Raw genomic sequence first — 22,964 nt, 5'->3', positions numbered from 1 at the left:
AACCTGATGGGGGGATTGCGTGGCTGTAAAAGCACGCAGACTGACGTGGGACAGGCTCGGGCGCCTTCGGCGCATGAAACGCGTGCGCAATGCCGCCGCCTTCAGCCTTGTCGTGCTCGGCCCCGTTCTGGCGCTTCTGACCTATCTGGTGATGGGCCCGCTCGATCAGGGCAGTTCGTCCAACGTCCTGCGCATCATCCTGCTGGCGGATATGGTTTACATCATCATGGTCGCGGCGCTGGTGCTTCAGCGCGTTGTCCAGATGGTCGCCGCCCGCCGCCGCAAATCCGCCGGCTCGCGCCTGCACCTGCGCCTCACGGGTGTCTTCGCCCTCATGGCGCTTTTGCCCACGATCACCGTCGCCGTCTTCGCCACGCTGTCGGTGAACATGGGACTTGAGGCGTGGTTCTCCGACAGGGTGGGGCGCGTGGTCGACAACTCGGTCGCCGCGGCGCAGGCCTACGAGGATGAACACCGCCGCGACCTGCTGGTCGACGCCCGTGCGCTGGCCTCTCTGATCAACGCCACCAAGCGCGCCGCGGTCTTCCTCGACGATGGCGACATCCGCCAGATCCTGTCGCGCGGGCAGCGCGAGATCCAGCGCGGCCTGCGCGAGGCGTTCGTCATCGATGGCACCGGCGACATCCGCTCGCGCGGCGAACGCTCCTACCTTTTCGACTACGAGGAGCCATCGCGCGAGATGTTCGACGAGGCCAACGAAGAGGGCGTCGTCATCATCCGCGACTGGGACAACAACGAATTCCGCGCGCTTCTGCCGCTGGAGGAGATCCCTGACCGCTATCTTTACGTCAGCCGCAATGTCGACGGCGACATCCTCAGCCTTCTGGACGACACCCAGGAAACCGCGCGCTTCTATCAGCAGCGCGAGGATGAACGCGACCGCGTGCTCTTCGAGTTCGGCGTGCTTTACCTTGGTTTCGCGCTGATCCTGATCTTGGCCGCCGTGTGGCTGGGCATGTGGTTCGCCGAACGCCTCAGCCGTCCCGTGGGCCGCCTGACCAGCGCCGCGCAGCGCGTGGGCGAGGGCGATCTGGACACGCAGGTGCGCGAAGAGGATGCCGATGACGAGATCGGCATGCTTTCGACCTACTTCAACCAGATGACGCGGCAATTGAAACAACAGCGCGACACGCTGCTGACCAACACCGAGCAGATCGAACGCCGTCGGCGGCTGTTCGATTCCGTGCTGGGCTCGGTGTCGTCGGGCGTCGTGGGGCTGGATGCCAAGGGCCGGGTCACCTTCGTCAACCGCGCCGCCGAACGCCTGCTCGACTGGCAGGAGGATCAGCAATCGCTGGCGCTCGCTGTCGCCATACCGGAATTCGGCGCGCTCTTCGACCGGTTGAAAGACAGCAACACCGGCTTCGTTCAAGAGGAGATCAAAGTCAGCCGCACGGGCCGGATGGAAAACCTGCTGGTGCGCATGTCGACCCGGAGCAATGACGGCGGCCGGCGCGAAGGTTACGTGGTGGCGTTCGACGACGTGACCGACCTGGTCACGGCTCAGCGCATGGCCGCGTGGGGCGATGTCGCCCGCCGCATCGCCCATGAAATCAAGAACCCGCTGACCCCGATCCAGCTGTCGGCGGAACGCATCAAGCGCAAGTTCACCCGCGTGCTGGACGACGAGCAGGCCGCCAGCCTGGAACAGCTGACAGACGTGGTCGTCCGCCAGACCAACGACCTGCGCCGCATCGTCGACGAGTTTTCCAAATTCGCCCGCATGCCCGAGCCGCAGACCAAGGTCGAAAGCCTCACGCACCTGCTGCGCGAGGCAGTGCTGCTGCAGGAGGCCGGGCAGCCCAGTGTCACTTTTGAGGCCACGCTGACCGACGATGCGCTGATGGCCGAGGTCGATGGCACCATGTTGCACCAGGCGCTGACCAACCTGATCAAGAACGCCGGCGAAGCCATTGAAAGCCTTCATGAAAAGGAGGGCTCCGATGGGCACCAGCCGCAGATCCGCGTCGCCAGCACGCGCGAGGACGACGCGGCCGTGATCCGCATCTCCGACAACGGCATCGGCCTGCCCGAGGATCGCTCGCGCCTCTTCGAGCCTTACGTGACGACCCGCGAAAAGGGCACCGGCCTTGGCCTGCCCATCGTCAAGAAGATCATCGAGGAACATGGCGGCAGCCTGAGCCTGGAAGACGCCGAACCCTCCGCCGAGGGCGCGCGCCCCGGCGCCATGGCCGTGATCCGCCTTCCCCTGACCCGGGCCGAGGCCGCGCCAGACACCGACCCCGATCCCGATTTGAACGAATATGACCAACGACAGGCCGTATGAGGTAAACCATGAGTGACATTCTTATTGTCGATGACGAGCGCGATATCCGCGAACTGATTTCCGACATCCTTCAGGACGAAGGCTTCACGACCCGCCTCGCGGGCAATTCGGATGACGCCATGAGCGAAATCCGGAACCAGCCACCGGGCCTGCTGATCCTCGACATCTGGCTGAAAGACAGCAACATGGACGGGATCGACATCCTCAAGGCGGTCAAGCGCGACTTCCCCGAGGTGCCGGTGGTGATCATCTCGGGCCACGGCAATATCGAGATCGCGGTGGCGGCGATCAAGCAGGGCGCCTACGACTTCATCGAGAAACCCTTCAACATCGACCAACTGATGGTGGTGATCCGCCGCGGCATGGAAACCAGCCGCCTGCGCCGCGAGAACCTCGCGCTCAAGCGGCAGGGCAGCGGCCCCGCTGACATGCTGGGCGAAAGCCCGGTCTTCCGCACGCTGGTGGGCCAGCTGGACAAGGTTACGCGGTCGAATGGCCGGGTAATGCTGTCGGGCCCCGCCGGGTCGGGCAAGGAGCTGGCCGCGCGCTATATCCACGCCAATTCTGACCGCGCGGGTGGCCCATTCGTCTGCGCCGGCTGCGCCTCGATCGAGCCCGACCGGATGGAAGAGGTCCTCTTCGGGCGCGAGGCCGAGGACGGCACCGTCACCCCCGGTCTGCTGGAAGAGGCCAACACCGGCGTGATCTATTTCGACGAGGTCGCCGACATGCCCCTTGTCACGCAAGGCAAGATCCTGCGCGTCCTGGTGGATCAGACCTTCCTGCGGGTGGGCGGCAGCGACAAGGTGCAGGTCGACCTGCGCGTCATCTCCTCGACCAGCCGCGACCTCGAGGCCGAGATCCAGGCCGACCGGTTCCGCCGCGAGCTTTACCACCGCCTGAACGTGGTGCCGATCGCCGTGCCCAGCCTTGAGGACCGGCGCGAGGATATTCCTGTTCTGGCGGCCTATTTCATCGAAAAGCTCAACAGCGAACAGGGCCTGCCCATCCGCGCCCTGAGCGACGAGGCAGCGGCGCTCCTGCAGACCATGCGCTGGCCCGGCAATGTGCGCCAACTGCGCAACGTGATCGAACGCGTGCTGATCCTGGGCGAGTCCAACGGCGACATCACCGCCCGCGAAATCCCCGGCGACAGCGCCACGCCCAGCGACGGGGATCGTGTTGTCCTGTCGGGCACGGTGGCCACCATGCCCCTGCGCGAGGCCCGCGAGGCGTTCGAGCGCGAGTACCTGATGACCCAGATCAACCGCTTCGGCGGCAATATCAGCCGCACGGCGGAATTCGTCGGCATGGAACGCAGCGCCCTGCACCGCAAGCTGAAATCCCTCGGCGTGGTCACCGGCGCCAAGGGCGCCCGCGTGTCCGACGAGGAAGAGGAAAGCCAGCAGGCCGTCACCGGCTGACAGGGCAGGGTATCACGCAAACGCCTCGCTTCCTCTGGCCATAAATATCCCCGCCGGAGGCACACCCGAGGCGGCCCCGCCGCCGAGACATCGAGCGCGCCGCAGGCGCTCCTTCAGGCTACACAACCCTAGCCGGGGTTCACGATCTGGTACTTTCCGCCCCGGATGCGGATCGCGCAGGAATTCTCCGTCAGCGGCGGCTGCACCCGCGTTGCGGTAATCACCGTCGCCTCCACCACCTCGGGCGGGCAGGGCTTCAGACTGACCTTCTGGTACCCCTGGTCGGCCATGCATTGCCTGGCCACCCGTGCCCGCAGCCCCTCGTTGGCGTCATAGCGTTCCCATCGCCCGGGCGACAGCAACACCCGGACCGTCTTGCACGCGCCCGCGGCGTTGCAGACCGGGCGATAGCTGTAGGTCGGCGGGATGTAGCGCGTCAGCGTGCGCACCGGCACCTCGCGCAGCGCCGCCACATTACATTGCGTGCGGTCCCGCGCGACCCCGCTCACAGGCGCGCCTTCCTTGTAATAGACAGTGGTCGGCAGGCAGCCCGCCAACAGCGGCGCGACACAGGCGAAAAGCGGGGCAAGGTACCATCTCATACACCCCAGCTTATCCACATTCCCGCGCGGGACAAAGCAATTGACCGTGACAGCCCCATCTGTCATGCAAAACCCTCGATTGGGTCAATAAGGGCAGAGCCCATGAAGGTCATCATCTGCGGGGCAGGGCAGGTCGGCTGGCAGATCGCGCGCCACCTTTCGGGTGAACGCAACGACGTCACCGTGGTCGACAGCAACCCCGACCTTGTGCGCCGCGCGACCGAGACGCTGGACGTGCAGGGCATCAACGGCTTTGCCAGCTATCCCAACGTGCTGGACCAGGCCGGGGCGCGCGATGCCGACATGATCATCGCCGCCACCTACTCGGACGAGGTCAACATGGTCACCTGCCAGGTGGCGCATTCGGTCTTTTCCATCAACCGCAAGATCGCCCGGCTGCGCAGCCAATCCTACCTCGACGCGATCTATTCCGACCTTTACCGCCGCGACCACATGCCCATCGACGTGGTGATCTCGCCCGAGCGCGAGGTGGCCGAGGCCGCGCTGCAACGGCTTGCCGCGCCCGCCGCCTTCGACACCGAAACCTTCATGGAAGGCAAGGCACAGCTTCTGGGCCTGCGGATCGAGGATGACTGCCCCATCGTCAACACGCCCCTGCGGCAGCTGACCGATCTCTTCTCGACGCTCGAAGTCGTGGTGCTGGCCATTCGCCGCGACGGCAAGCTATTCGCGCCAGAGGCCGGCGACCAGCTTTTCGTCGGCGACGACGCCTACGTCTTTGCCCCCGCCGAGGACGTGCCGCGCACGATGGAGGTGTTCGGCAAGACCTCGCAATCGCAGGAACGGCTGGTCATCATCGGTGGCGGCAATATCGGCCTCAGCGTCGCCAAGCGGATCGAGAAGCGCGGCAAGCGCACCCGCGTCAAGGTGATCGAGCGCGACCGCAAGGTGGCCGAGCGCGCCGCCGATGCGCTGGAACGCACCATCGTCCTCAATGGCGACGGTCTGGATGCGCAACTGCTGGCCGAGGCCAACATCTCGCGCACCGATGCTGTTCTGGCCGTCACCGACGACGACAAGACCAACATGCTGGCCGCCGTGCGCGCCAAGGCCGAAGGCTGCCCCTTCGCCATCGCGCTGATCAACGACCCCACGCTTCTGCCGATGATGGAGCCCCTGGGCATCGACGCCTATATCAACCCGCGCTCCACCACCGTCAGCTCGATCCTGCGCCACGTCCGCCATGGCCGCGTGCGCTCGGTCTATTCCATCGGCGACGCCGAGGCCGAGGTGATCGAGGCCGAAGTCATGTCCACCTCCAACATCGCCGGCGCCGCCATCCGCGAGATCGACTTTCCCGAAGGCGTGCTTGTGGGGGGCGTGCTGCGGGACGGCAAGGTGCTGAAACCCGCCGGGTCCATGCGGATCGAGGCGGGCGACGTGGTGGTGATCTTCGCACTGGCCTCGGATGTGGGCCGGGTGGAACAGCTCCTGCAGGTCTCGATTGATTTCTTCTGAAACATCGTCTCCGGGCCTGACCGGCCGTCTCCTGCGGTTCCCGCTCATTCTCGTGCTGACCGGGATCGCCAGCATTGCCATGCTCGGCCCCGCGCTGCACGCCTTCGTGCAGGACGATCATTCCGTTGCGCGCGCCTTTCTTTATTCCAGCGTTCTGGGGATCACCTTCATCCTGCTCATCGGCCTTGCCATCTCCGGGCGCCGCCAACAGGACAACACCGACATTCAGAACCTCGCCTCACTGGCGCTGGCCTATGCCGCGCTGCCGGTCTTTCTGGCACTGCCCTTCTACGAGGGGCTGGAGACGACGCGGTTCCTCAACGCCTATGTCGAGATGGTGTCGTGCCTGACGACGACGGGCGCCACGCTTTTCGACAATCCCGCGCGGCTGGTCGACAGCCTGCATCTGTGGCGCGGGATCGTCGGCTGGTTCGGCGGGCTTCTGATCTGGATTGCCGCCTCGGCCGTGCTAGCACCCATGAACCTTGGCGGTTTCGAGATCACCGTTTCCGCCGAACCGGGGCAGGGCGAGGATGCGCTCAGCCGGTTCCGCCGCGCCAGCTCTGCCCGCCGCATCGCGCAAAGCACACAGGCGCTGGCGCCGGTCTACGTCGGCCTCACCGGAGTCGTGTGGTTCCTGCTGGTGATCGGCGGCGACCGCCCTTTGGTAGCGGCGGTCCATGCCATGTCCACCATGGCCACCAGCGGCATCTCCGTCGTCGGCGGGGTCGAGAATGCCGGCAGCGGCTTTGGCGGCGAGATCGTGATCTTCCTGTTCATGTTCTTCGCCCTATCGCGGCTGACCTTCTCTTCGGACACGCTGACCAGCAAGTCCACCAGCGTGCTGGACGACCCCGAATTCCGGATCGGCTGCGCGTTGGTGCTGGGCGTGCCACTGATCCTGTTCTCGCGCCACTGGCTCGGCGCCTTCGATGTCGACCAGGTCGAGGATTTCGGCCGGGCGCTGCAGGCGCTCTGGGGCGGCACCTTCACCGTCATGTCCTTTCTGTCCACCACCGGCTTTCAAAGTGCGGCGTGGGAGGCCGCGCAATCCTGGTCGGGTCTCGGCACGCCGGGGCTGTTGCTGATGGGGCTGGCGATGTTCGGCGGCGGCGTGGCCACCACCGCGGGCGGCGTGAAACTGCTGCGGATCTACGCGCTCTACCTCAATGGCCAGCGCGAGATGGAGCGGCTGATCCACCCCTCGTCAGTGGGCCGCGCCGGCGTTCACACCCGCCGCATGCGGCGCGAGGGCGCGTTCGTGGCGTGGATCTTCTTCATGCTTTTCGCGCTGTCGCTGGCGCTGGTGACCGTCCTGATGGCGGCCTTCGGCGAGGACCTGCAAAACGCCATCGTGCTGTCGACCGCGGCGCTGGCCACCGCCGGGCCGCTCACGCAAGTCGGGGCCGACGCCCCCATCGCCCTGCTGGAAATGCACCCGGCGGCCAAGCTGGTCTTTTCCGCCGCCATGGTGCTGGGCCGGATGGAGACGCTGGCCCTAATCGCGCTTTTCAACCCCAGCCTGTGGCGCAGATGACCCCCGGAAATATCCTCCCCGCGCGGCAATGTTGTCACACTCCTGAAACACCACCCCGGCAAGACACCGCAACGATTTGATTTTTGGGCTGGAAACTCCGAAACGCGCACTCCATACTCCCATCCGAGGGAGAAGGGGCCGCAAGAGGCCTCATGCAAGAACAAAGGCTATAAAAACAATGGCGACAGACCGACAAAATCTGCAAGACGCATTTCTGAATCAGGTACGCAAGACCAAGATCCCGGTCACCGTTTTCCTTATCAACGGCGTCAAACTTCAAGGTGTCATCACCTGGTTCGACAATTTCTGCATCCTGCTGCGCCGCGACGGGCAGTCACAGCTTGTCTACAAGCATGCCGTGTCCACGATCATGCCGTCCCAGCCGGTCAGCCTGTACGAGGGCGATGACGGGTCTTGACCCAGACCGACGTTTCGGACACCCGCGCCTGGGTCCTGCACCCGGATATCCCCAGTTCAGACCGCGAGCGTGACCCCGCGCTCGCGCTCGAAGAAGCCGTATCGCTGGCCCACGCCCTGCCGGGGCTGGAGGTGCTGGGCGGCTCGGTCGTGCGCCTGCGCGAGCCGCATCCCGGCATGCTCTTCGGCAAGGGCAAGATGGCCGAACTGCAGCAGCTTGTCGAAGACAACAAGGTCGAGCTGGTCCTGATCGACGGGCCGGTATCTCCCGTGCAGCAGCGCAATCTCGAAAAGAAGCTGGGCGTCAAACTGCTCGACCGAACCGGGCTTATCCTGGAAATCTTCTCGGACCGCGCCGCCACGCGCGAAGGTGTGCTGCAGGTCGAGATGGCCGCGCTGTCCTACCAGCGCACGCGACTGGTGCGCGCCTGGACTCACCTTGAACGCCAGCGCGGGGGATTGGGCTTTGTCGGCGGCCCCGGCGAGACGCAGATCGAGGCCGACCGCCGCGCCATCGACGAACAGCTCGTGCGCCTGCGCCGCCAGCTGGAAAAGGTCGTGAAAACCCGCACCCTACACCGCGCCGCCCGCGCCAAGGTGCCTTTTCCGATCGTGGCGCTTGTGGGCTATACCAACGCCGGCAAGTCCACGCTCTTCAACCACCTCACGGGGGCCGAGGTCATGGCCAAGGACATGCTTTTCGCCACGCTCGACCCCACCATGCGCAAGATCGCGCTTCCCGGTGGTGGCCCCGAGGTGATCCTGTCCGACACGGTGGGGTTCATCTCCGACCTGCCCACCGAACTTGTCGCCGCCTTCCGCGCCACGCTGGAAGAGGTGCTGGCCGCCGACCTGATCGTCCATGTCCGCGACATCTCACACCCCGAGACCGAGGATCAGGCCGGCGACGTGCACGACATCCTCACCAGCCTTGGCGTGCTGGAAACCACGCCCCAGATCGAGGTCTGGAACAAGATCGACCGTCTGACGCCAGAGGACCGCACCCTGGTCGAAAACCGCGCCAGCCGGATGGAAAACGTGCAGCTTCTGTCGGCCATCACCGGCGAGGGCATGGACGCGCTCAGCGAGACCATCATCACCCGGCTGGCGGGCACCACCCATGTCGAGACGTTCACCTTGGGCTTTGACGCAGGTCGCAAACGCGCCTGGCTCTTCGAGAACGGCCTTGTCGAGGACGAAGTGCAGGACGAGGACGGCTATACCCTGACCGTGCGCTGGAACGAGACGCAGAAATCGCAGTTCGACGGGCTTTGACTGCGCCGCCCCTCGCGGCCTCGTGATTTGCGAAAACCGACGCGCATACCGATCTAGCGGTCTCAGGCACCTGAAAGGACGCAAGACATGGCCAAGACCTTCCACGAACTCGCCTTCACCGACGCGGTCCGCGCCATGCAGGAAAAACAAGGCTCGGCGGCGATGTACGCCCGCAGCCTTGCGCCCGATGCCCCCGCCGACGACCGGCTTGGGCCCAAAGAGGCACAGTTTATCGCCCTTCGCGACGGCTTTTACCAGGCCACGGTCAGCGCCACGGGCTGGCCCTATGTGCAGTTTCGCGGCGGTCCGCGCGGCTTTCTGAAGATGCTGGATGACCGGACGCTGGGCTATGCGGATTATCGCGGCAACCGCCAGTATATCTCCACCGGCAACCTGACCGAAAACGACCGAATCTCGCTCATTCTGATGGATTATCCCAACAGCGCCCGGCTCAAGATCCTGGGCCGCGTGCGGATCAGCGACGATCCCGATCTCATATCGCGGCTGATGGATGACGGTTACAAGGCGCGCCCCGAACGAGCCGTGGTCATCACCGTCGAAGGCTTCGACTGGAACTGCCCGCAGCACATCCCGGTCCGACTGACCATGGAAGAACTCGACCCCATCCTCGCGCCGTTCCAGCAAGAACTGGCCGATCTGCGGGCCGAGAACGCGGAACTCAAGGCCCGGTTGGACACAGCTCAGTCGCTGTGAACCAGCCGCAGGTAGGGTCGCTCGCTGGGATGTGACAGCTCCGCAGGCTGCTCGTCGCGGGCCTTCGGGGCAGGGGCGGCCAGTGCCGCCTGCTCTTCACTAAATCCGGTGGCCTTCGCATCGGTCAAATCCAGTGGCGTCACCTTGCACTCCACGATCTTGAACCGGCGCGGCGTGGTGCCGATCGGCCCCGAGGACACGAAACAGCCCAGCGCACGCGAGATATCGCCCAGGTCACTGCGCAGCGGTAGCACGATCAGCGTCGCGGCCATCGCCGCGCGGCGCAAGCCGCCGGGCGCTGTCAGGTCCAGCCGCAGTGTCGCGGGCCGCTCGAACAACTCGACCATCGCGTCGGCCAGCTCTCCGCGGTCCTCGGGCGCGATCAGCGCCGACAGGGGCATGCCACGCACTTCCATGCCCATCACGTCCGACAGATGCGTGCCGGCGATCCGCAGCCGGGCGAGTCCGGGGGCAACCTTTTCGGCGATGAAGGCGTTGCTCAGCAGGCTCTCGATGCCGCGCGGGTCGATTTCGGTGCGCAGCGGCACGTCGCCGCCTCGGCGCATCCCCGACCAGTAGCTGACGAACTTTTGCAGATCGGCCTCGCGGCGATCGTGACGCGTCCCGCTGCCGGTCGGCCGCAGATCAGCGATCTTGTCCAGAAACGAGCTACCAGAATCATCCTTCATCGGTCTTTCCCCATCCGGCGCAAGGGCCGGTCTCACCACTCAATTTTCAATCCCGTTCCAGGGCCATCCGCCCTGATCCTCCGCTTCCGCGAACGAGGCAAGCCGCCCGGGCGTGTCCCTGCCGCCCGATCAACCTGAAAGGTTCAACTTGAATCAGATGCAGTTCGACTTGAAACAAGCTTGCCATATTTCCGCCCGATTTTGTTCAACTTTCTTGCCGAGTGGTTAACGCCCGGCGTCGCGTGGCGCTTGCGAACGGCACGCCGACGCACTAGGAAACCATTGCAAGAACGGGCCTTTCGCGGCCCGCCCGCAAAGGATCAAATGCCCGTGACCCATTCCCCCGCACAGCTCAATTCCATGACCGGCTATGCCTCGGGGCAGGGTATGCATGGCCGCTTCGGCTGGACATGGGACTTGCGCGCGGTCAACGGGCGCGGGCTCGACCTGCGGCTGCGGGTGCCCGACTGGATCGAAGGGCTGGAGCCCACCTTGCGCGCGCGCCTGACCAAGGCGCTGGGGCGTGGCAATGTCACCCTGTCGCTGAAATTGCAGGCCCAGGATGGCGGCGCAGCCGCGCAACTGGACACAGCCCAGCTGGACAACGTGCTGGCGGCGATGACCGAGATCGAATCCCGCGCCATGGCGCTTGGCCTGTCGCTCGCACCCGCCAACGCCGCCGACGTGCTGGCGCTGCGCGGCGTGTTCGAACCGGGCGCGCAGGATGAAGATACCGCCGCCCTGGGCAAGGCGCTGGTGGCCGATTTCGAAGCCGTCCTGGACAGTTTCCAGTCGATGCGCCGCCGCGAAGGGGCCGCGTTGGCCGAGGTGCTGACCGGCCAGCTGGATCGGATCGCCGAGTTGACAGACGCCGCCGCCACCGCCGCCGAGGCCCGCCGCCCCGAGACCGAGGCTAATTTCCGCGCCGCGCTTCAGCGCGTGATGGACAACACCGACGGCGTCGAGGAGGGCCGTATTGCCCAGGAACTGGCCGTGCTGGCGGTCAAATCCGACGTCACCGAGGAGATCGACCGCCTGCGCAGCCACGTCGCCGCCGCCCGCGACCTCATTGCCGGGGGCAGCCCCGCGGGCCGCAAGCTCGATTTCCTCGCGCAGGAGTTCAACCGCGAGGCCAACACGCTGTGTTCCAAGGCCCAAAGCAGCGAGTTGACGAGCGTCGGGCTGGAGCTGAAAAGCGTGATCGAACAGATGCGCGAACAGGTGCAGAATGTGGAGTGACCTGCAAAACCCGGTATTGCAGGTCATCCCGGACTTGATCCGGGATCTCGCTGCCATCCACGCACGCTCTGGCAGAGGAGTTGCGCCGCCTTCGGCGTCGCCGCAGCGCGCCTTCGGCGCTTGCATGAGTATTTTGGGCAAGAAAAAGCCGGGCGGGATGCCCGGATCGGAGGCCAGATGAAACACCGCCGCGGCCTTCTGATCATCCTGTCCTCGCCCTCGGGCGCCGGCAAATCCACGCTGTCGCGCCGCCTGCGCGACTGGGACGAGACGATCTCGTTTTCCGTCTCGGCCACGACGCGCCCGCCGCGTGCGGGCGAAGTGGACGGGCAGGATTATCATTTTCTCGACGACAGCACCTTCCGCAAACAGGTGGCGGCGGGCGAGATGCTGGAACACGCCCATGTCTTCGGCAATTTCTACGGCTCTCCCCGCGGTCCAGTGCAAGCTGCCATCGACGCGGGCCGCGACGTTCTGTTCGATATCGACTGGCAAGGCGCGCAGCAGATCCAGAATTCGGTCCTCGGCCCTCATACCCTGTCGATCTTCATCCTGCCGCCCTCGATCACCGAACTGCACCGCCGGCTGGAAACGCGCGGCCAGGACAGCCCCGAGACCATCGCCAAGCGGATGCAGAAAAGCTGGGACGAGATCAGCCACTGGGCCGAATATGACTACGTTCTGGTCAATGACGACCTCGAGACCACGGACAAAGCGCTCAAGACCATCGTCTCGGCCGCCCGCCTGCGCCGCCTGCAACAGCCCGACCTGAATGCCCATGTGCAACGCCTTCAGGCCGAATTCGAGGAGAGATGAATGCCCATTTACGCGCTTGACGACGTGATCCCGCAGCTGGAGGAGGGCGCCTGGGTCGCGCCTGACGCCAACATCATCGGCAAGGTGGTGCTGGAGGAGGCATCCTCAGTCTGGTTTGGCTGCACGCTGCGCGGCGACAACGAGCCCATCGTCGTGGGGCAGGGCAGCAACGTGCAGGAAAACACCGTCATGCACACCGACCCGGGTTTTCCGCTGACCATCGGGCGCGGCTGCACCATCGGGCACAAGGCGATGCTGCATGGCTGCACCATTGGCGAGAATTCCCTGATCGGCATGGGAGCGACCGTGCTGAACGGCGCGAAGATCGGCAAGAACTGCCTGATCGGGGCCTGTGCGCTGATCACCGAGGGCAAGGAGATCCCCGATGGCAGCCTTGTGATGGGCGCGCCGGGCAAGATCGTGCGTGAACTGGACGACAAGGCCATCGAAGCGTTCAAGGCCACCGCGCTGCACTATCAGAAGAACGCCGCGCGCTACAGGGCGGGGATGCGCCGCGTCGAGATCGAATGAACCAGGGCAATATCGCCACGCTCTTGCAGGCGATTCCCCTGGCCTCGGTACTCGTCGGGCGGGGCGAACGCATCCTTGGCGCCAATGACCGCGCCTTGGCCCTTCTGGGGCCGGGGCTGACCGGGCGTCATTTCATCACCGCCATTCGCCAACCCACCGTGCTCGACGCGGTCGAGGCGTCCCTGCGCGACCGCGAAACGCGACAGACACGGTATCTGTCCAGTGCCGGCGCGCAGGACACGACCTATCTCGTCACCTGCAGCCCGGTCGAGACCGACGCGGGCTCCGGCGTGCTGCTGTGTTTCGAGGATGTCACGCATCTTGAACAGGTGGGCCAGATGCGGCGCGATTTCGTCGCCAATGTCAGCCACGAATTGCGCACGCCGCTGACCGCGCTCTTGGGCTTCATCGAAACCCTGCGCGGTCCCGCCCGCAATGACCCTGTGGCGACCGAGCGGTTTCTGGGCACCATGCAGATCGAGGCCAGCCGGATGGAGCGCCTTGTGAAAGACCTGCTGTCGCTCAGCCGGGTCGAGGCGCAGGAGCGCGTGCGCCCCACCGACCGGGTCGACCTGATCCGGCTGATCAACGCTGTGATCCACGCGACGCGCCCCATAGCGGACGAGGCGGACGTCAAGATCGCGTTCCGGACCGATGTCGAAGAGATCCACGTGCCCGGCGACGCCGACCAGCTGCATCAGATCCTCACCAACCTGATCGAGAACGCCATCAAGTATGGCGGCCCCGGCAAGACCGTCACCGTGGCGCTTGCGGCGCACTCCGATCACCCCGCGCTGCGCGGCCCTTCGGCGGTGATTTCCGTGACCGACCAGGGCCCCGGCATCGAGGAGGTGCACATCCCGCGCCTGACCGAACGCTTCTATCGCATCGACAGCCACCGCTCGCGCGAGATGGGCGGCACCGGGCTGGGGCTGGCCATCGTCAAGCACATCGTCAACCGTCACCGTGGCCGTCTGAAAGTCGAATCGGAACTGGGGCAGGGCACCCGATTCGACGTGATTCTGCCGTCGCGCCCCGCGACGCCGCAGGCCTGACCTACCCCCCAGCTTTGCGCCGCGACGTCAACCGAATTTAATTCGGCATTAACCTTTGCAAAACGCGGGCTGTCATAAAATCGTTACAAAACTTTAACAAAAGCGTCGTGCCCGAGGCGTAGCAGAGCGCCAAGGTCGCCCGCTGCAAGGTGACCGGGATACATGGATATCAGGAGCTATATATGTCCTTCATGAAACTGACCGCCTCTACCCTGGCGATCGCGGCCGTTTCGGCCACCGCTGCCGCTGCACGTGACAACGTTCAGGTTGCCGGTTCTTCCACCGTTCTGCCCTACGCGTCGATCGTGGCCGAGCTCTTCGGCGAAAACACCGACTTCCCGACCCCGGTCGTGGAATCGGGCGGCTCGTCGGCTGGCCTGAAACGCTTCTGCGAAGGCGTTGGCGAAAATACCATCGACGTAGCGAACGCCTCGCGCGCCATCCGCGAGAAAGAGATCAAGGCCTGCGCCGACAACGGCGTGACCGACATCATCGAAGTGCGCATCGGCTATGACGGCATCGTCTTCGCCAGCCAGCAGTCCGGTCCCGAATTCACCGCGTTCCAGCCTTCGGACATCTTCAACGCCATCGGCGCCAAGGTCATGGTCGACGGCGAAGTTGTCGACAACCCGCACAACAGCTGGGCGGACTTCAACAGCGACCTGCCCGATGCGGAAATCGCGATGTTCATCCCCGGCACCAAGCACGGCACGCGCGAAGTCTTTGAAGACAAGGTGCTGCTGGAAGGCTGCGAAGCCACCGGCGCCATGGAAGCCATGATGAAAGGCGGCATGAATGAGGACGACGCAGAGGATGCGTGCCTCGACGTGCGCCAGGACGGCAAGTCGGTCGACATCGACGGCGACTACACCGAGACCCTGGCGCGGATTGACGCCAACACCAACGGCATCGGCGTGTTCGGCCTGGCGTTCTACGAGAACAACACCGACAAGCTGAAAGTGGCCACGATGGGCGATGTCGCACCGTCGACCGAAACCATCGCCTCGGGCGAATACCCGGTGTCGCGCCCGCTGTTCTTCTACGTCAAGAAAGCGCATATCGGCGTGATCCCCGGCCTGAAAGAGTACGCACAGTTCTTCGTCGCCGACGAGATCGCAGGCCCCGGCGGCCCGCTGTCGAACTACGGCCTGGTCGCGGACCCGGAACTGGCCGAGACCCAAGCAAAGGTCGAAGCCGAAGAGACCATGGGCAGCGGCTCCTGAGCCTCTGACCTTCGGGGGCGGCATATTTCGCCGCCCCCAATCCCCTTTTAGGTAATTTTTCCAAACAGACGGTGGGGGGCTCATGCCGACATTCTGGCTATTCCTGATCGTGCTCGGCATCGCGGCGGTGGGCTACGTGCTTGGCCGCGGTCGGGCGCTTCAAAGCGTGGAGGGCGACAACCGCAAGCTCCACTCCCTGCCGTCCTATTATGGCTCGAACGTCCTGATCAAAGTGGTCGTTCCGGCCTTCCTGCTGATGATCGCATGGCTGCTCATTCAGCCGCTGGTGGTCAGCAGCACGATTTCAGGCATGATCCCCGACCGCTCGGTCGACAACACCGGCTCGCTGGGGCTGGTGATGGCCGAGGTCCGCCGCACCGCCGAAGGCCTCGACAATGCCGTGGCCCAAGGCCTGATGGACGAAGACTTCGTCAACAACGCCCGTGCCGACCTCGCCGATGTCACCCAGCGGCTCAAGGATGCGGGCCAGATCGTCACCTCCGAGGTGACGCAGCCCATCCTGAACGCCGCGCAGCGCTACCGGGTCATGAACGCCACCGGCAACCTGATGATGACCATCGCGGTGCTCGTTCTGGCCGTGCTCGGCGCGCTCTGGGGCCTGCGCGAATCCCACGGCGATTTCCGCGCCCGCAACACGGTCGAGCAAAGCATCCGCGCGCTCTTGATCGGTGCGGCCTCAATCGCGATCCTCACCACGGTCGGCATCATCCTGTCGCTCGTGTTCAACACGATCGAGTTCTTCCGCCTCTACCCGGCTTCAGACTTTTTCTTCGGCACCAACTGGGCGCCCAGCTTCTCGGGCCGGGGCGGCAGTTCCGATCTCGGCGTGCTGCCGCTTCTGTGGGGCACGTTCTATATCTCCATCGTGGCGTTGGCCGTGGCCGTGCCCATCGGCCTCTTCGCCGCCATCTACCTGTCGGAATACGCCTCGCCCAAGGTCCGCTCTTTCGCCAAGCCGATGCTCGAGGTGCTGGCCGGCATCCCCACCATCGTCTACGGTCTCTTCGCCCTGCTGACGGTCGGCCCGCTCTTGCTGTCAGTCTTCGGCGATGAGGGCCTCGGGATCATGCAGGCCGGCACGGCCGTGATGACCGCAGGTCTGGTCATGGGCATCATGCTGATCCCCTTCGTCAGCTCGCTTTCCGACGACATCATCAACGCCGTGCCGCAGGCGATGCGCGACGGCTCCTACGGCCTTGGCGCCACGCAGTCGGAAACCATCCGCCAGGTCGTGCTGCCTGCCGCCCTGCCGGGCATCGTTGGCGCGATCCTGCTGGCCGCCTCCCGCGCAATTGGCGAGACGATGATCGTGGTGCTTGGGGCAGGGGCCGCGGCAAGGCTCAGCCTCAACCCGTTCGAGGCCATGACCACCGTCACCGCCAAGATCGTCAGCCAGCTGACGGGCGACGCCGACTTCGCCTCGCCCGAGGCGCTGGTCGCCTTCGCCTTGGGCATGACGCTCTTCGTCATCACGCTGGGGCTCAACGTCTTCGCCCTCTACATCGTGCGCAAATACCGGGAGCAGTACGAATGACCGACGCAACGCTCAACGGCGCCAGCGGCGGCGGCCACGGCCGCTCCTCGCTCAAGACCATCGACGCCAACACCAAGCGGCGCAACGCCGCCGAGAAACGCTTTCGCGCCTACGGCATGGCGGCCATCGGCATCGGGCTCTTCTTCCTCGTGGTGCTGTTCTTCTCGATCATCCGCTCGGGCCTTCCGGCCTTCACCCAGACCGTGGTGGAGATGGAGTTCACCATGACGCAGGAACAGTACGAGGAGGCCGAAGGCCAGCTATTCAAGACCAAGGCCTACTCCAACCTGTTCATCGCCCAGCTTCAGGAACAGCTCCAGGAACGCGGGCTGGAACTGGAATTCGACGAAGCCGCCATCGAACGCCTGCTGGGCAAGGTCGGCGGCAACCTGCGCGAATACTATGCCGGCAACCAGAACCGCATCGGCGAGCCGGTGGAATTCTCGCTCTCGGCCTCGTCGCGCGTCGACGGCTATTTCAACGGTCGCGTCACCCGCGAAAGCATACAGGACAGCCGGTTCCTCATGGCCTCCGACCTCGATCTGGTGGATGCCATGGCCGAGGCGGGCATCATCAAGTCCGAGTTCAACTGGAACTTCATCACCGGCGCGGATTCCGGCGTGGACAACCCCGGCGGCGCGGGCATCGGTGCCTCGGTCGTGGGCTCGTTCTTCATGATGCTGGTGGTGCTGGTCCTGTCGCTGCCCATCGGCGTCGCCGCCTCGATCTACCTCGAGGAATTCGCGCCGCAGAACAAGTTCACCGACCTCATCGAGGTGAACATCTCGAACCTCGCCGCCGTGCCGTCGATCGTGTTCGGCATCCTCGGGCTGGCGGTGTTCATCCAGTTCATGCACCTGCCGCAATCCGCCCCGCTGGTGGGCGGTCTGGTGCTGACGCTGATGACCCTGCCCACGATCATCATTTCGACCCGCGCCTCGCTCAAATCCGTGCCGCCCTCCATTCGCGACGCGGCGCTCGGGGTCGGGGCGTCCAAGATGCAGGCGGTCTTTCACCATGTTCTGCCGCTGGCAATGCCCGGCATCCTGACCGGCACCATAATCGGCCTCGCCCAGGCCCTGGGCGAAACCGCACCGCTGCTGCTCATCGGCATGGTCGGCTTCGTCGCCCGTGGCTACCCGGATGGCTTCGTCGCCGGCTTCACCGAACCGAACTCGGCCATGCCCGCCCAGATCTATACCTGGGCCGCCCGCGCCGACGCCAGCTTCTATGAAAAAGCCTGGGGCGGGATCATCATCCTGCTGGCCTTCCTGCTTACCATGAACATCATCGCCATCATCCTGCGCCGCCGCTTCGAGCGCCGCTGGTAGAAAGGGACCTCCCCATGTACGATACGCCAAATACGGAGAGAGCCGTGGATCAGAAAGACATCAAATTCTCGGCCAAGGGCGTTCAGGTCTATTACGGCGACACCCACGCCATCAAGGACGTGGACGTCGCGCTGGAAGACAAGACCGTCACCGCCTTCATCGGGCCGTCGGGCTGCGGCAAGTCCACCTTCCTGCGCTGTCTCAACCGGATGAACGATACGATTGACGTCTGCCGGGTCGAGGGCGATATCCTGCTCGACGGCGAGGATATCTACGACAAATCGGTCGATCCCGTCCAACTGCGCGCCAAGGTCGGCATGGTGTTCCAGAAACCCAACCCGTTTCCCAAGTCGATCTACGACAACATCGCGTACGGCCCCCGCATCCACGGCATGGCCAAGAACAAGGCCGAGCTTGACGAGATCGTCGAGCGCGCCCTGCGCCGCGGCGCCATCTGGGACGAGGTCAAGGACCGCCTGCAAGCCTCCGGTACCGGCCTTTCGGGGGGACAGCAGCAACGCCTCTGCATCGCCCGCGCCGTGGCGACCGAACCCGAGGTCTTGCTGATGGACGAACCGTGCTCGGCGCTCGACCCCATCGCCACCGCCCAGGTCGAGGAGCTGATCGACGAGCTGCGCGCAGAGTATTCCGTGGTGATCGTGACCCACTCGATGCAGCAGGCCGCGCGCGTCAGCCAGAAAACCGCCTTTTTTCACTTGGGCAACCTCGTGGAATTCGGCGAAACCGGCAAGATCTTCACCAACCCTGAAGACGAGCGCACCGAAAGCTACATTACCGGCCGTATCGGCTAAGGAGCCCCGTGCTATGAACGACGAACACATCTCATCGGCCTTCGACCGTGACCTCGAAACCGTCCAGGCGCTGATCATGAAGATGGGCGGCCTGGTGGAAGAGGCGATCATGAACGCCGCCATCTCGCTCGACACCCGCGACGAGGAACTGGCCGAAAAGGTCCGCGCCGGCGACCGCGTGATCGACGACCTCGAAGAGCAGATCGACCAGGAAACCGCGCGTACCATTGCCCTGCGCGCGCCCACCGCCATCGACCTGCGCGTGATCCTGACGGTGATGAAAATCGCCTCGAACCTCGAGCGTATCGGCGACTACGCCAAGAACATGGCCAAGCGCACCACGGTGCTCGCCCAGATGACCCCGATCACCGGCGCCACCGCCTCGCTGCGCCGCATGGCCCGCGAAACCGAACGCATGCTGCGCGACGTGCTGGACGCGTATATTCAGCGCGACGCGGACCTGGCCCGCGAGGTGATCCAGCGCGACCACGACGTGGACCAGATGTACAACGCGCTCTTCCGCGAATTCCTGACCTTCATGATGGAAGACCCGCGCAACATCACCCCCTGCATGCACCTGCATTTCATCGCCAAGAACACCGAGCGCATGGGCGACCACGTCACCAACATCGCCGAGCAAGTGGTCTATCTCGTCACCGGCACCATTCCCGAGGACGGCCGCCCGAAAAGCGACAAGACCTCGCTCGACCCCAAGGTCTCGCCGCAGGTCGGCGCATAACGAAGGACATCAGACGTCATGGCAAGCGAACAGCCCAGCGTTCTTCTGGTCGAGGATGAACCGGCACAGCGCGAAGTGCTGGCCTACAACCTCGAGGCCGACGGTTTTGCCGTGACCCGCGCGGAAAACGGCGAAGAAGCCCTAATGCTGGTCGAGGAAGGCGCGCCCGACCTCATCCTGCTGGACTGGATGCTGCCCAACGTGTCCGGCATCGAGGTCTGCCGCCAGCTCAAGACCCGCTCGGAAACGCGCAACGTGCCCATCATCATGCTCTCGGCCCGCTCCGAAGAGGTGGACCGCGTGCGGGGGCTTGAGACCGGCGCCGACGACTACGTGATAAAACCCTATTCGGTGATCGAACTCATGGCCCGCGTCCGCGCCCAGCTGCGCCGCACCCGGCCCTCGACCGTGGGCGAGCGGCTGGAATACGAGGATATCATCCTCGATTCCGAAACCCACCGCGTCACCCGCAAGGGCGAGGGGCTGAAGCTCGGGCCCACCGAGTTCCGCTTACTCTCGACCTTCATGGAAAAGCCGGGCCGGGTCTGGAGCCGCGAGCAATTGCTCGACCGCGTCTGGGGCCGCGATATCTATGTCGACACCCGCACCGTCGATGTCCATATCGGCCGTTTGCGCAAGGCGCTTTGCCAGCATGGCGGCGACGACCCGCTGCGCACGGTGCGCGGGGCCGGGTACTCGCTCGGCTGACCGTGCGCCCGTGGTCGGCGGCGAGACATGAGTATTTTCAGCAAGAAAAAGCAGCAGGGTGCGCCCGGCTTTTTCTTGCGCCAAATACTCAAATCAAACAAATAAAGCGTGGCGCAGCCACACAATCGGGTCACGCCACATGTTACCGGGGCAGGGGGTCTTCGTCCTCCGCCTGCGGCGCCAGCCAGTCGCGAAACTTCGTCACCGCGCTGTCCTGCGCCTTTTCCTCGGGCCAGACAAGGTGATAGGCGCCGGGGCTGTCGGTGCGCCCGCCCCAGACCGGCACCAGCTTGCCCGTGGCCAGGTCCTGTTCGGCCAGATAGTCCGGCAACAGCGCCACGCCCAGCCCGTGCAAAGCCGCCTGCGTGATGGTCGAGAACTGGTCATAGATCGTGCCCGCCACCGAGCCCGTCTCGACGCCATGCGCGGCGAACCACGCGCGCCACGCCTCGGGCCGGGTTTCGATATGCAACAGGGGCAGGGACAGCACATCGTCCGGGCCCGATACCTGCGTCCGTTCCAGCAGCGCGGGGGCCGCGACCGCCACCACCGCCTCGCTTTTCAGCCGCAGGCTTTGCGTGCCGGGCCAGCCACCATCTCCGAAAAGTATCGCCGCGTCAAAGGGTTCCACGGCAAAGTTGAACGGCTTCAGCCGGGTCGACAGGTTCAGCGTCACCTCCGGATGCGCGGCCGCAAACTCCGGCAGGCGCGGCACCAGCCAGCGCATCCCGAAGGTCGGCAAAATCGCCAGGTTCAAACTGCCGCCCCCGGGGTTCAGCGCCAGCTTCAGCGACGCCTGGCTGATCCGGTTCAGCGCCGCGCGCGTCTCGCCCGCATATTCCCGCGTCTGCGGCGTCAGTCGCACGCGCCGCCCTTCGCGCACGAACAGCGGCACGCCCAACTGACTTTCCAGCGTCTGCAACTGCCGGCTCACCGCGCTCTGGCTCAGGTTCAGCTCCTCGGCCACCGCCGTCAGGCTGCCCAGCCGCTCCAACGCTTCCAGCGCGCGCAGCGCGCCGAGCGATGGCAGGAAGCGGCGGGGCAGGGACATCTATGCGGTTTCCTCATGAACATATAAAGAATTGCCGCTTTTTATTGCGCTTATCTCAGGATAAATTCAACCTAAACAAACTTCCCCTTGCCAAAGGAGACCGCCATGAGCCTCGACGCCCCCAAACTTCGTGACAAGGACAAGCCCGACCTCGCCGGGTTCGACTGGGCCGATCCGTTCCTCTTGAACACCCAGCTGGAAGAAGACGAACGCATGATCGCCGACAGCGCCCGCAACTTTGCGCAGGAGACGCTGCAACCCAAGGTCAAGGACGCCTACGCCGCCGAGACCTCCGATCCCGGAATCTTTCGCGAGATGGGGCAGATGGGCCTTCTGGGCACCACCATCCCCGAGGAATACGGCGGGCTTGGCGCGAATTACACAACCTACGGCCTCGTCGCGCGCGAGATCGAGCGCGTGGATTCGGGCTATCGCTCGATGATGTCGGTGCAGTCCAGCCTCGTGATGTATCCCATCTACGCCTATGGCAGCGAGGACCAGCGCCAGAAATACCTGCCGGGCCTCGCCTCGGGCGAGCTGATCGGGTGTTTCGGCCTCACCGAGCCCGACGCGGGCTCGGACCCCGCCGGCATGAAAACCCGCGCCGAGAAGACTGACGCGGGCTACAGGATCTCCGGCTCCAAGATGTGGATCTCGAACGCGCCCATCGCCGATGTTTTCGTCGTCTGGGCCAAGTCCGACGCCCATGACGGCAAGATCCGCGGTTTCGTGCTCGACAAGGGCATGAAAGGCCTCAGCGCGCCCAAGATCGGCGGCAAGCAAAGCTTGCGCGCCTCGATCACCGGCGAGATCGTCATGGACGGCGTCGAGGTAGGTGAAGACGCTCTTTTGCCGAATGTTCAAGGACTTAAAGGCCCTTTTGGATGTCTCAACCGTGCGCGCTACGGCATCGCCTGGGGCGTCATGGGTGCGGCCGAGTTCTGCTGGCACGCCGCGCGCCAATACGGCCTCGACCGCAAGCAGTTCAAGCGCCCGCTGGCCCAGACGCAGCTCTTTCAAAAGAAACTCGCCGACATGCAGACCGAAATCACCCTCGGCCTTCAGGCAGCACTTCGCGTCGGCCGCCTGATGGACGAGGCGCAAGCCGCGCCCGAGATGATCAGCCTCATCAAGCGCAACAATTGCGGCAAGGCGCTCGATATCGCGCGGCAGGCCCGCGACATGCATGGCGGCAATGGCATTTCAGAGGAATTCCACGTCATCCGTCACATGATGAACCTGGAAACCGTCAACACCTACGAAGGCACGCACGACGTGCACGCGCTGATCCTCGGGCGCGCGCAAACCGGCCTTCAGGCCTTCTTCTGATCCGGCCACGAGGCAGGGCGACACACCGCCCGCCTTTTGCGCGCATGCGCACAGAGGCGTTGCAGTTTCGGCCAGTTGTGCTTTGATAGCGGAGTGTTAAATCCGTGTTCCGAAGGATCGCCGGAGCACG

General features: G+C 64.7%; 21 protein-coding genes. 18 read left to right on the top strand and 3 right to left on the bottom strand.

What is annotated here, in order from left to right; all coding sequences use genetic code 11:
- Positions 1–73 precede the first annotated feature (73 nt).
- Together FIU86_RS09180 and FIU86_RS09175 are read left to right on the top strand one after the other, a co-directional pair.
- On the top strand, positions 74–2,308 hold the full coding sequence (locus FIU86_RS09180) for a PAS domain-containing sensor histidine kinase (RefSeq protein ID WP_152474807.1): 2,235 nt from the start codon (positions 74–76) through the stop codon (positions 2,306–2,308).
- 8 nt (positions 2,309–2,316) lie between these two features.
- Positions 2,317–3,732, top strand: a complete 1,416-nt coding sequence (locus FIU86_RS09175) for a sigma-54 dependent transcriptional regulator (protein WP_152474806.1) — start codon at positions 2,317–2,319, stop codon at positions 3,730–3,732.
- A 128-nt stretch (positions 3,733–3,860) separates the two neighbouring features.
- On the opposite strand, the gene FIU86_RS09170 is transcribed toward FIU86_RS09175, so the two are convergent.
- Positions 3,861–4,334, bottom strand: coding sequence for a hypothetical protein (locus FIU86_RS09170; RefSeq protein WP_172977476.1), 474 nt, complete (start codon positions 4,332–4,334; stop codon positions 3,861–3,863).
- 87 nt (positions 4,335–4,421) lie between these two features.
- Between FIU86_RS09170 and trkA the strand changes: the two genes are divergently transcribed.
- The 5 genes from trkA to FIU86_RS09145 all read left to right on the top strand — a co-directional run bounded on the left by trkA (position 4,422) and on the right by FIU86_RS09145 (position 9,756).
- Positions 4,422–5,813, top strand: a complete 1,392-nt coding sequence (gene trkA, locus FIU86_RS09165; RefSeq protein WP_368373163.1) for a Trk system potassium transporter TrkA — start codon at positions 4,422–4,424, stop codon at positions 5,811–5,813.
- A gap of 16 nt (positions 5,814–5,829) precedes the next feature.
- Positions 5,830–7,350, top strand: a complete 1,521-nt coding sequence (locus tag FIU86_RS09160) for a TrkH family potassium uptake protein (protein WP_152477051.1) — start codon at positions 5,830–5,832, stop codon at positions 7,348–7,350.
- A gap of 178 nt (positions 7,351–7,528) precedes the next feature.
- Positions 7,529–7,768, top strand: a complete 240-nt coding sequence (hfq, locus tag FIU86_RS09155) for an RNA chaperone Hfq (RefSeq protein ID WP_057789335.1) — start codon at positions 7,529–7,531, stop codon at positions 7,766–7,768.
- On the top strand, positions 7,765–9,042 hold the full coding sequence (hflX, locus tag FIU86_RS09150; protein ID WP_152474803.1) for a GTPase HflX: 1,278 nt from the start codon (positions 7,765–7,767) through the stop codon (positions 9,040–9,042). The genes hfq and hflX overlap by 4 nt, the downstream gene beginning before the upstream one ends.
- 87 nt (positions 9,043–9,129) lie before the next feature.
- On the top strand, positions 9,130–9,756 hold the full coding sequence (locus FIU86_RS09145; protein WP_152474802.1) for a pyridoxamine 5'-phosphate oxidase family protein: 627 nt from the start codon (positions 9,130–9,132) through the stop codon (positions 9,754–9,756).
- On the opposite strand, the gene FIU86_RS09140 is transcribed toward FIU86_RS09145, so the two are convergent.
- Positions 9,744–10,445, bottom strand: a complete 702-nt coding sequence (locus tag FIU86_RS09140) for a PAS domain-containing protein (protein ID WP_152474801.1) — start codon at positions 10,443–10,445, stop codon at positions 9,744–9,746. The two genes, FIU86_RS09145 and FIU86_RS09140, sit on opposite strands and share 13 nt — an antisense overlap.
- Positions 10,446–10,775: 330 nt before the next feature.
- Between FIU86_RS09140 and FIU86_RS09135 the strand changes: the two genes are divergently transcribed.
- From FIU86_RS09135 to phoB, 10 genes are all read left to right on the top strand, one after another.
- On the top strand, positions 10,776–11,684 hold the full coding sequence (locus tag FIU86_RS09135; RefSeq protein WP_368373160.1) for a YicC/YloC family endoribonuclease: 909 nt from the start codon (positions 10,776–10,778) through the stop codon (positions 11,682–11,684).
- 177 nt (positions 11,685–11,861) lie between these two features.
- Positions 11,862–12,500: a guanylate kinase gene (gmk, locus tag FIU86_RS09130; protein ID WP_152474800.1), complete on the top strand. Its 639-nt coding sequence runs from the start codon at positions 11,862–11,864 to the stop codon at positions 12,498–12,500.
- A complete protein-coding gene (locus FIU86_RS09125; protein WP_152474799.1) occupies positions 12,501–13,031 on the top strand; it encodes a gamma carbonic anhydrase family protein in 531 nt (176 codons plus the stop codon).
- Positions 13,028–14,086, top strand: a complete 1,059-nt coding sequence (locus tag FIU86_RS09120; protein ID WP_152474798.1) for an ATP-binding protein — start codon at positions 13,028–13,030, stop codon at positions 14,084–14,086. The genes FIU86_RS09125 and FIU86_RS09120 overlap by 4 nt, the downstream gene beginning before the upstream one ends.
- Before the next feature lie 182 nt (positions 14,087–14,268).
- Entirely contained in the window at positions 14,269–15,309 is a 1,041-nt protein-coding gene (locus tag FIU86_RS09115; protein ID WP_152474797.1) for a substrate-binding domain-containing protein, read from the top strand.
- An 82-nt stretch (positions 15,310–15,391) separates the two neighbouring features.
- On the top strand, positions 15,392–16,864 hold the full coding sequence (gene pstC, locus FIU86_RS09110; protein ID WP_152474796.1) for a phosphate ABC transporter permease subunit PstC: 1,473 nt from the start codon (positions 15,392–15,394) through the stop codon (positions 16,862–16,864).
- Positions 16,861–18,195, top strand: coding sequence for a phosphate ABC transporter permease PstA (gene pstA / locus FIU86_RS09105; RefSeq protein ID WP_152474795.1), 1,335 nt, complete (start codon positions 16,861–16,863; stop codon positions 18,193–18,195). Before pstC ends, pstA begins: the two co-directional genes overlap by 4 nt.
- A 14-nt stretch (positions 18,196–18,209) precedes the next feature.
- Entirely contained in the window at positions 18,210–19,007 is a 798-nt protein-coding gene (gene pstB, locus FIU86_RS09100; RefSeq protein WP_152474794.1) for a phosphate ABC transporter ATP-binding protein PstB, read from the top strand.
- Between the two features lie 13 nt (positions 19,008–19,020).
- The gene (phoU, locus tag FIU86_RS09095; RefSeq protein WP_152474793.1) at positions 19,021–19,746 is read left to right on the top strand and encodes a phosphate signaling complex protein PhoU; all 726 of its coding nucleotides are present in this window, start codon (positions 19,021–19,023) and stop codon (positions 19,744–19,746) included.
- Between the two features lie 18 nt (positions 19,747–19,764).
- Positions 19,765–20,454, top strand: coding sequence for a phosphate regulon transcriptional regulator PhoB (phoB, locus tag FIU86_RS09090; RefSeq protein WP_152474792.1), 690 nt, complete (start codon positions 19,765–19,767; stop codon positions 20,452–20,454).
- A 142-nt stretch (positions 20,455–20,596) separates the two neighbouring features.
- Here the strand turns inward: phoB and FIU86_RS09085 are convergent, their stop codons facing one another.
- The gene (locus tag FIU86_RS09085; protein ID WP_152474791.1) at positions 20,597–21,505 is read right to left on the bottom strand and encodes a LysR substrate-binding domain-containing protein; all 909 of its coding nucleotides are present in this window, start codon (positions 21,503–21,505) and stop codon (positions 20,597–20,599) included.
- A 105-nt stretch (positions 21,506–21,610) separates the two neighbouring features.
- Here FIU86_RS09085 and FIU86_RS09080 point away from each other — a divergent pair, with 105 nt between their 5' ends.
- Positions 21,611–22,834 (top strand): acyl-CoA dehydrogenase, encoded by a 1,224-nt coding sequence (locus FIU86_RS09080; RefSeq protein ID WP_152474790.1) that lies wholly within the window; start codon positions 21,611–21,613, stop codon positions 22,832–22,834.
- The last annotated feature ends 130 nt before the right edge of the window (positions 22,835–22,964 follow it).

The organism is Roseovarius sp. THAF9 (assembly GCF_009363715.1).
In the GTDB taxonomy this organism is placed as follows: domain Bacteria; phylum Pseudomonadota; class Alphaproteobacteria; order Rhodobacterales; family Rhodobacteraceae; genus Roseovarius.
This window is presented reverse-complemented; position numbering and strand designations above follow the sequence as displayed.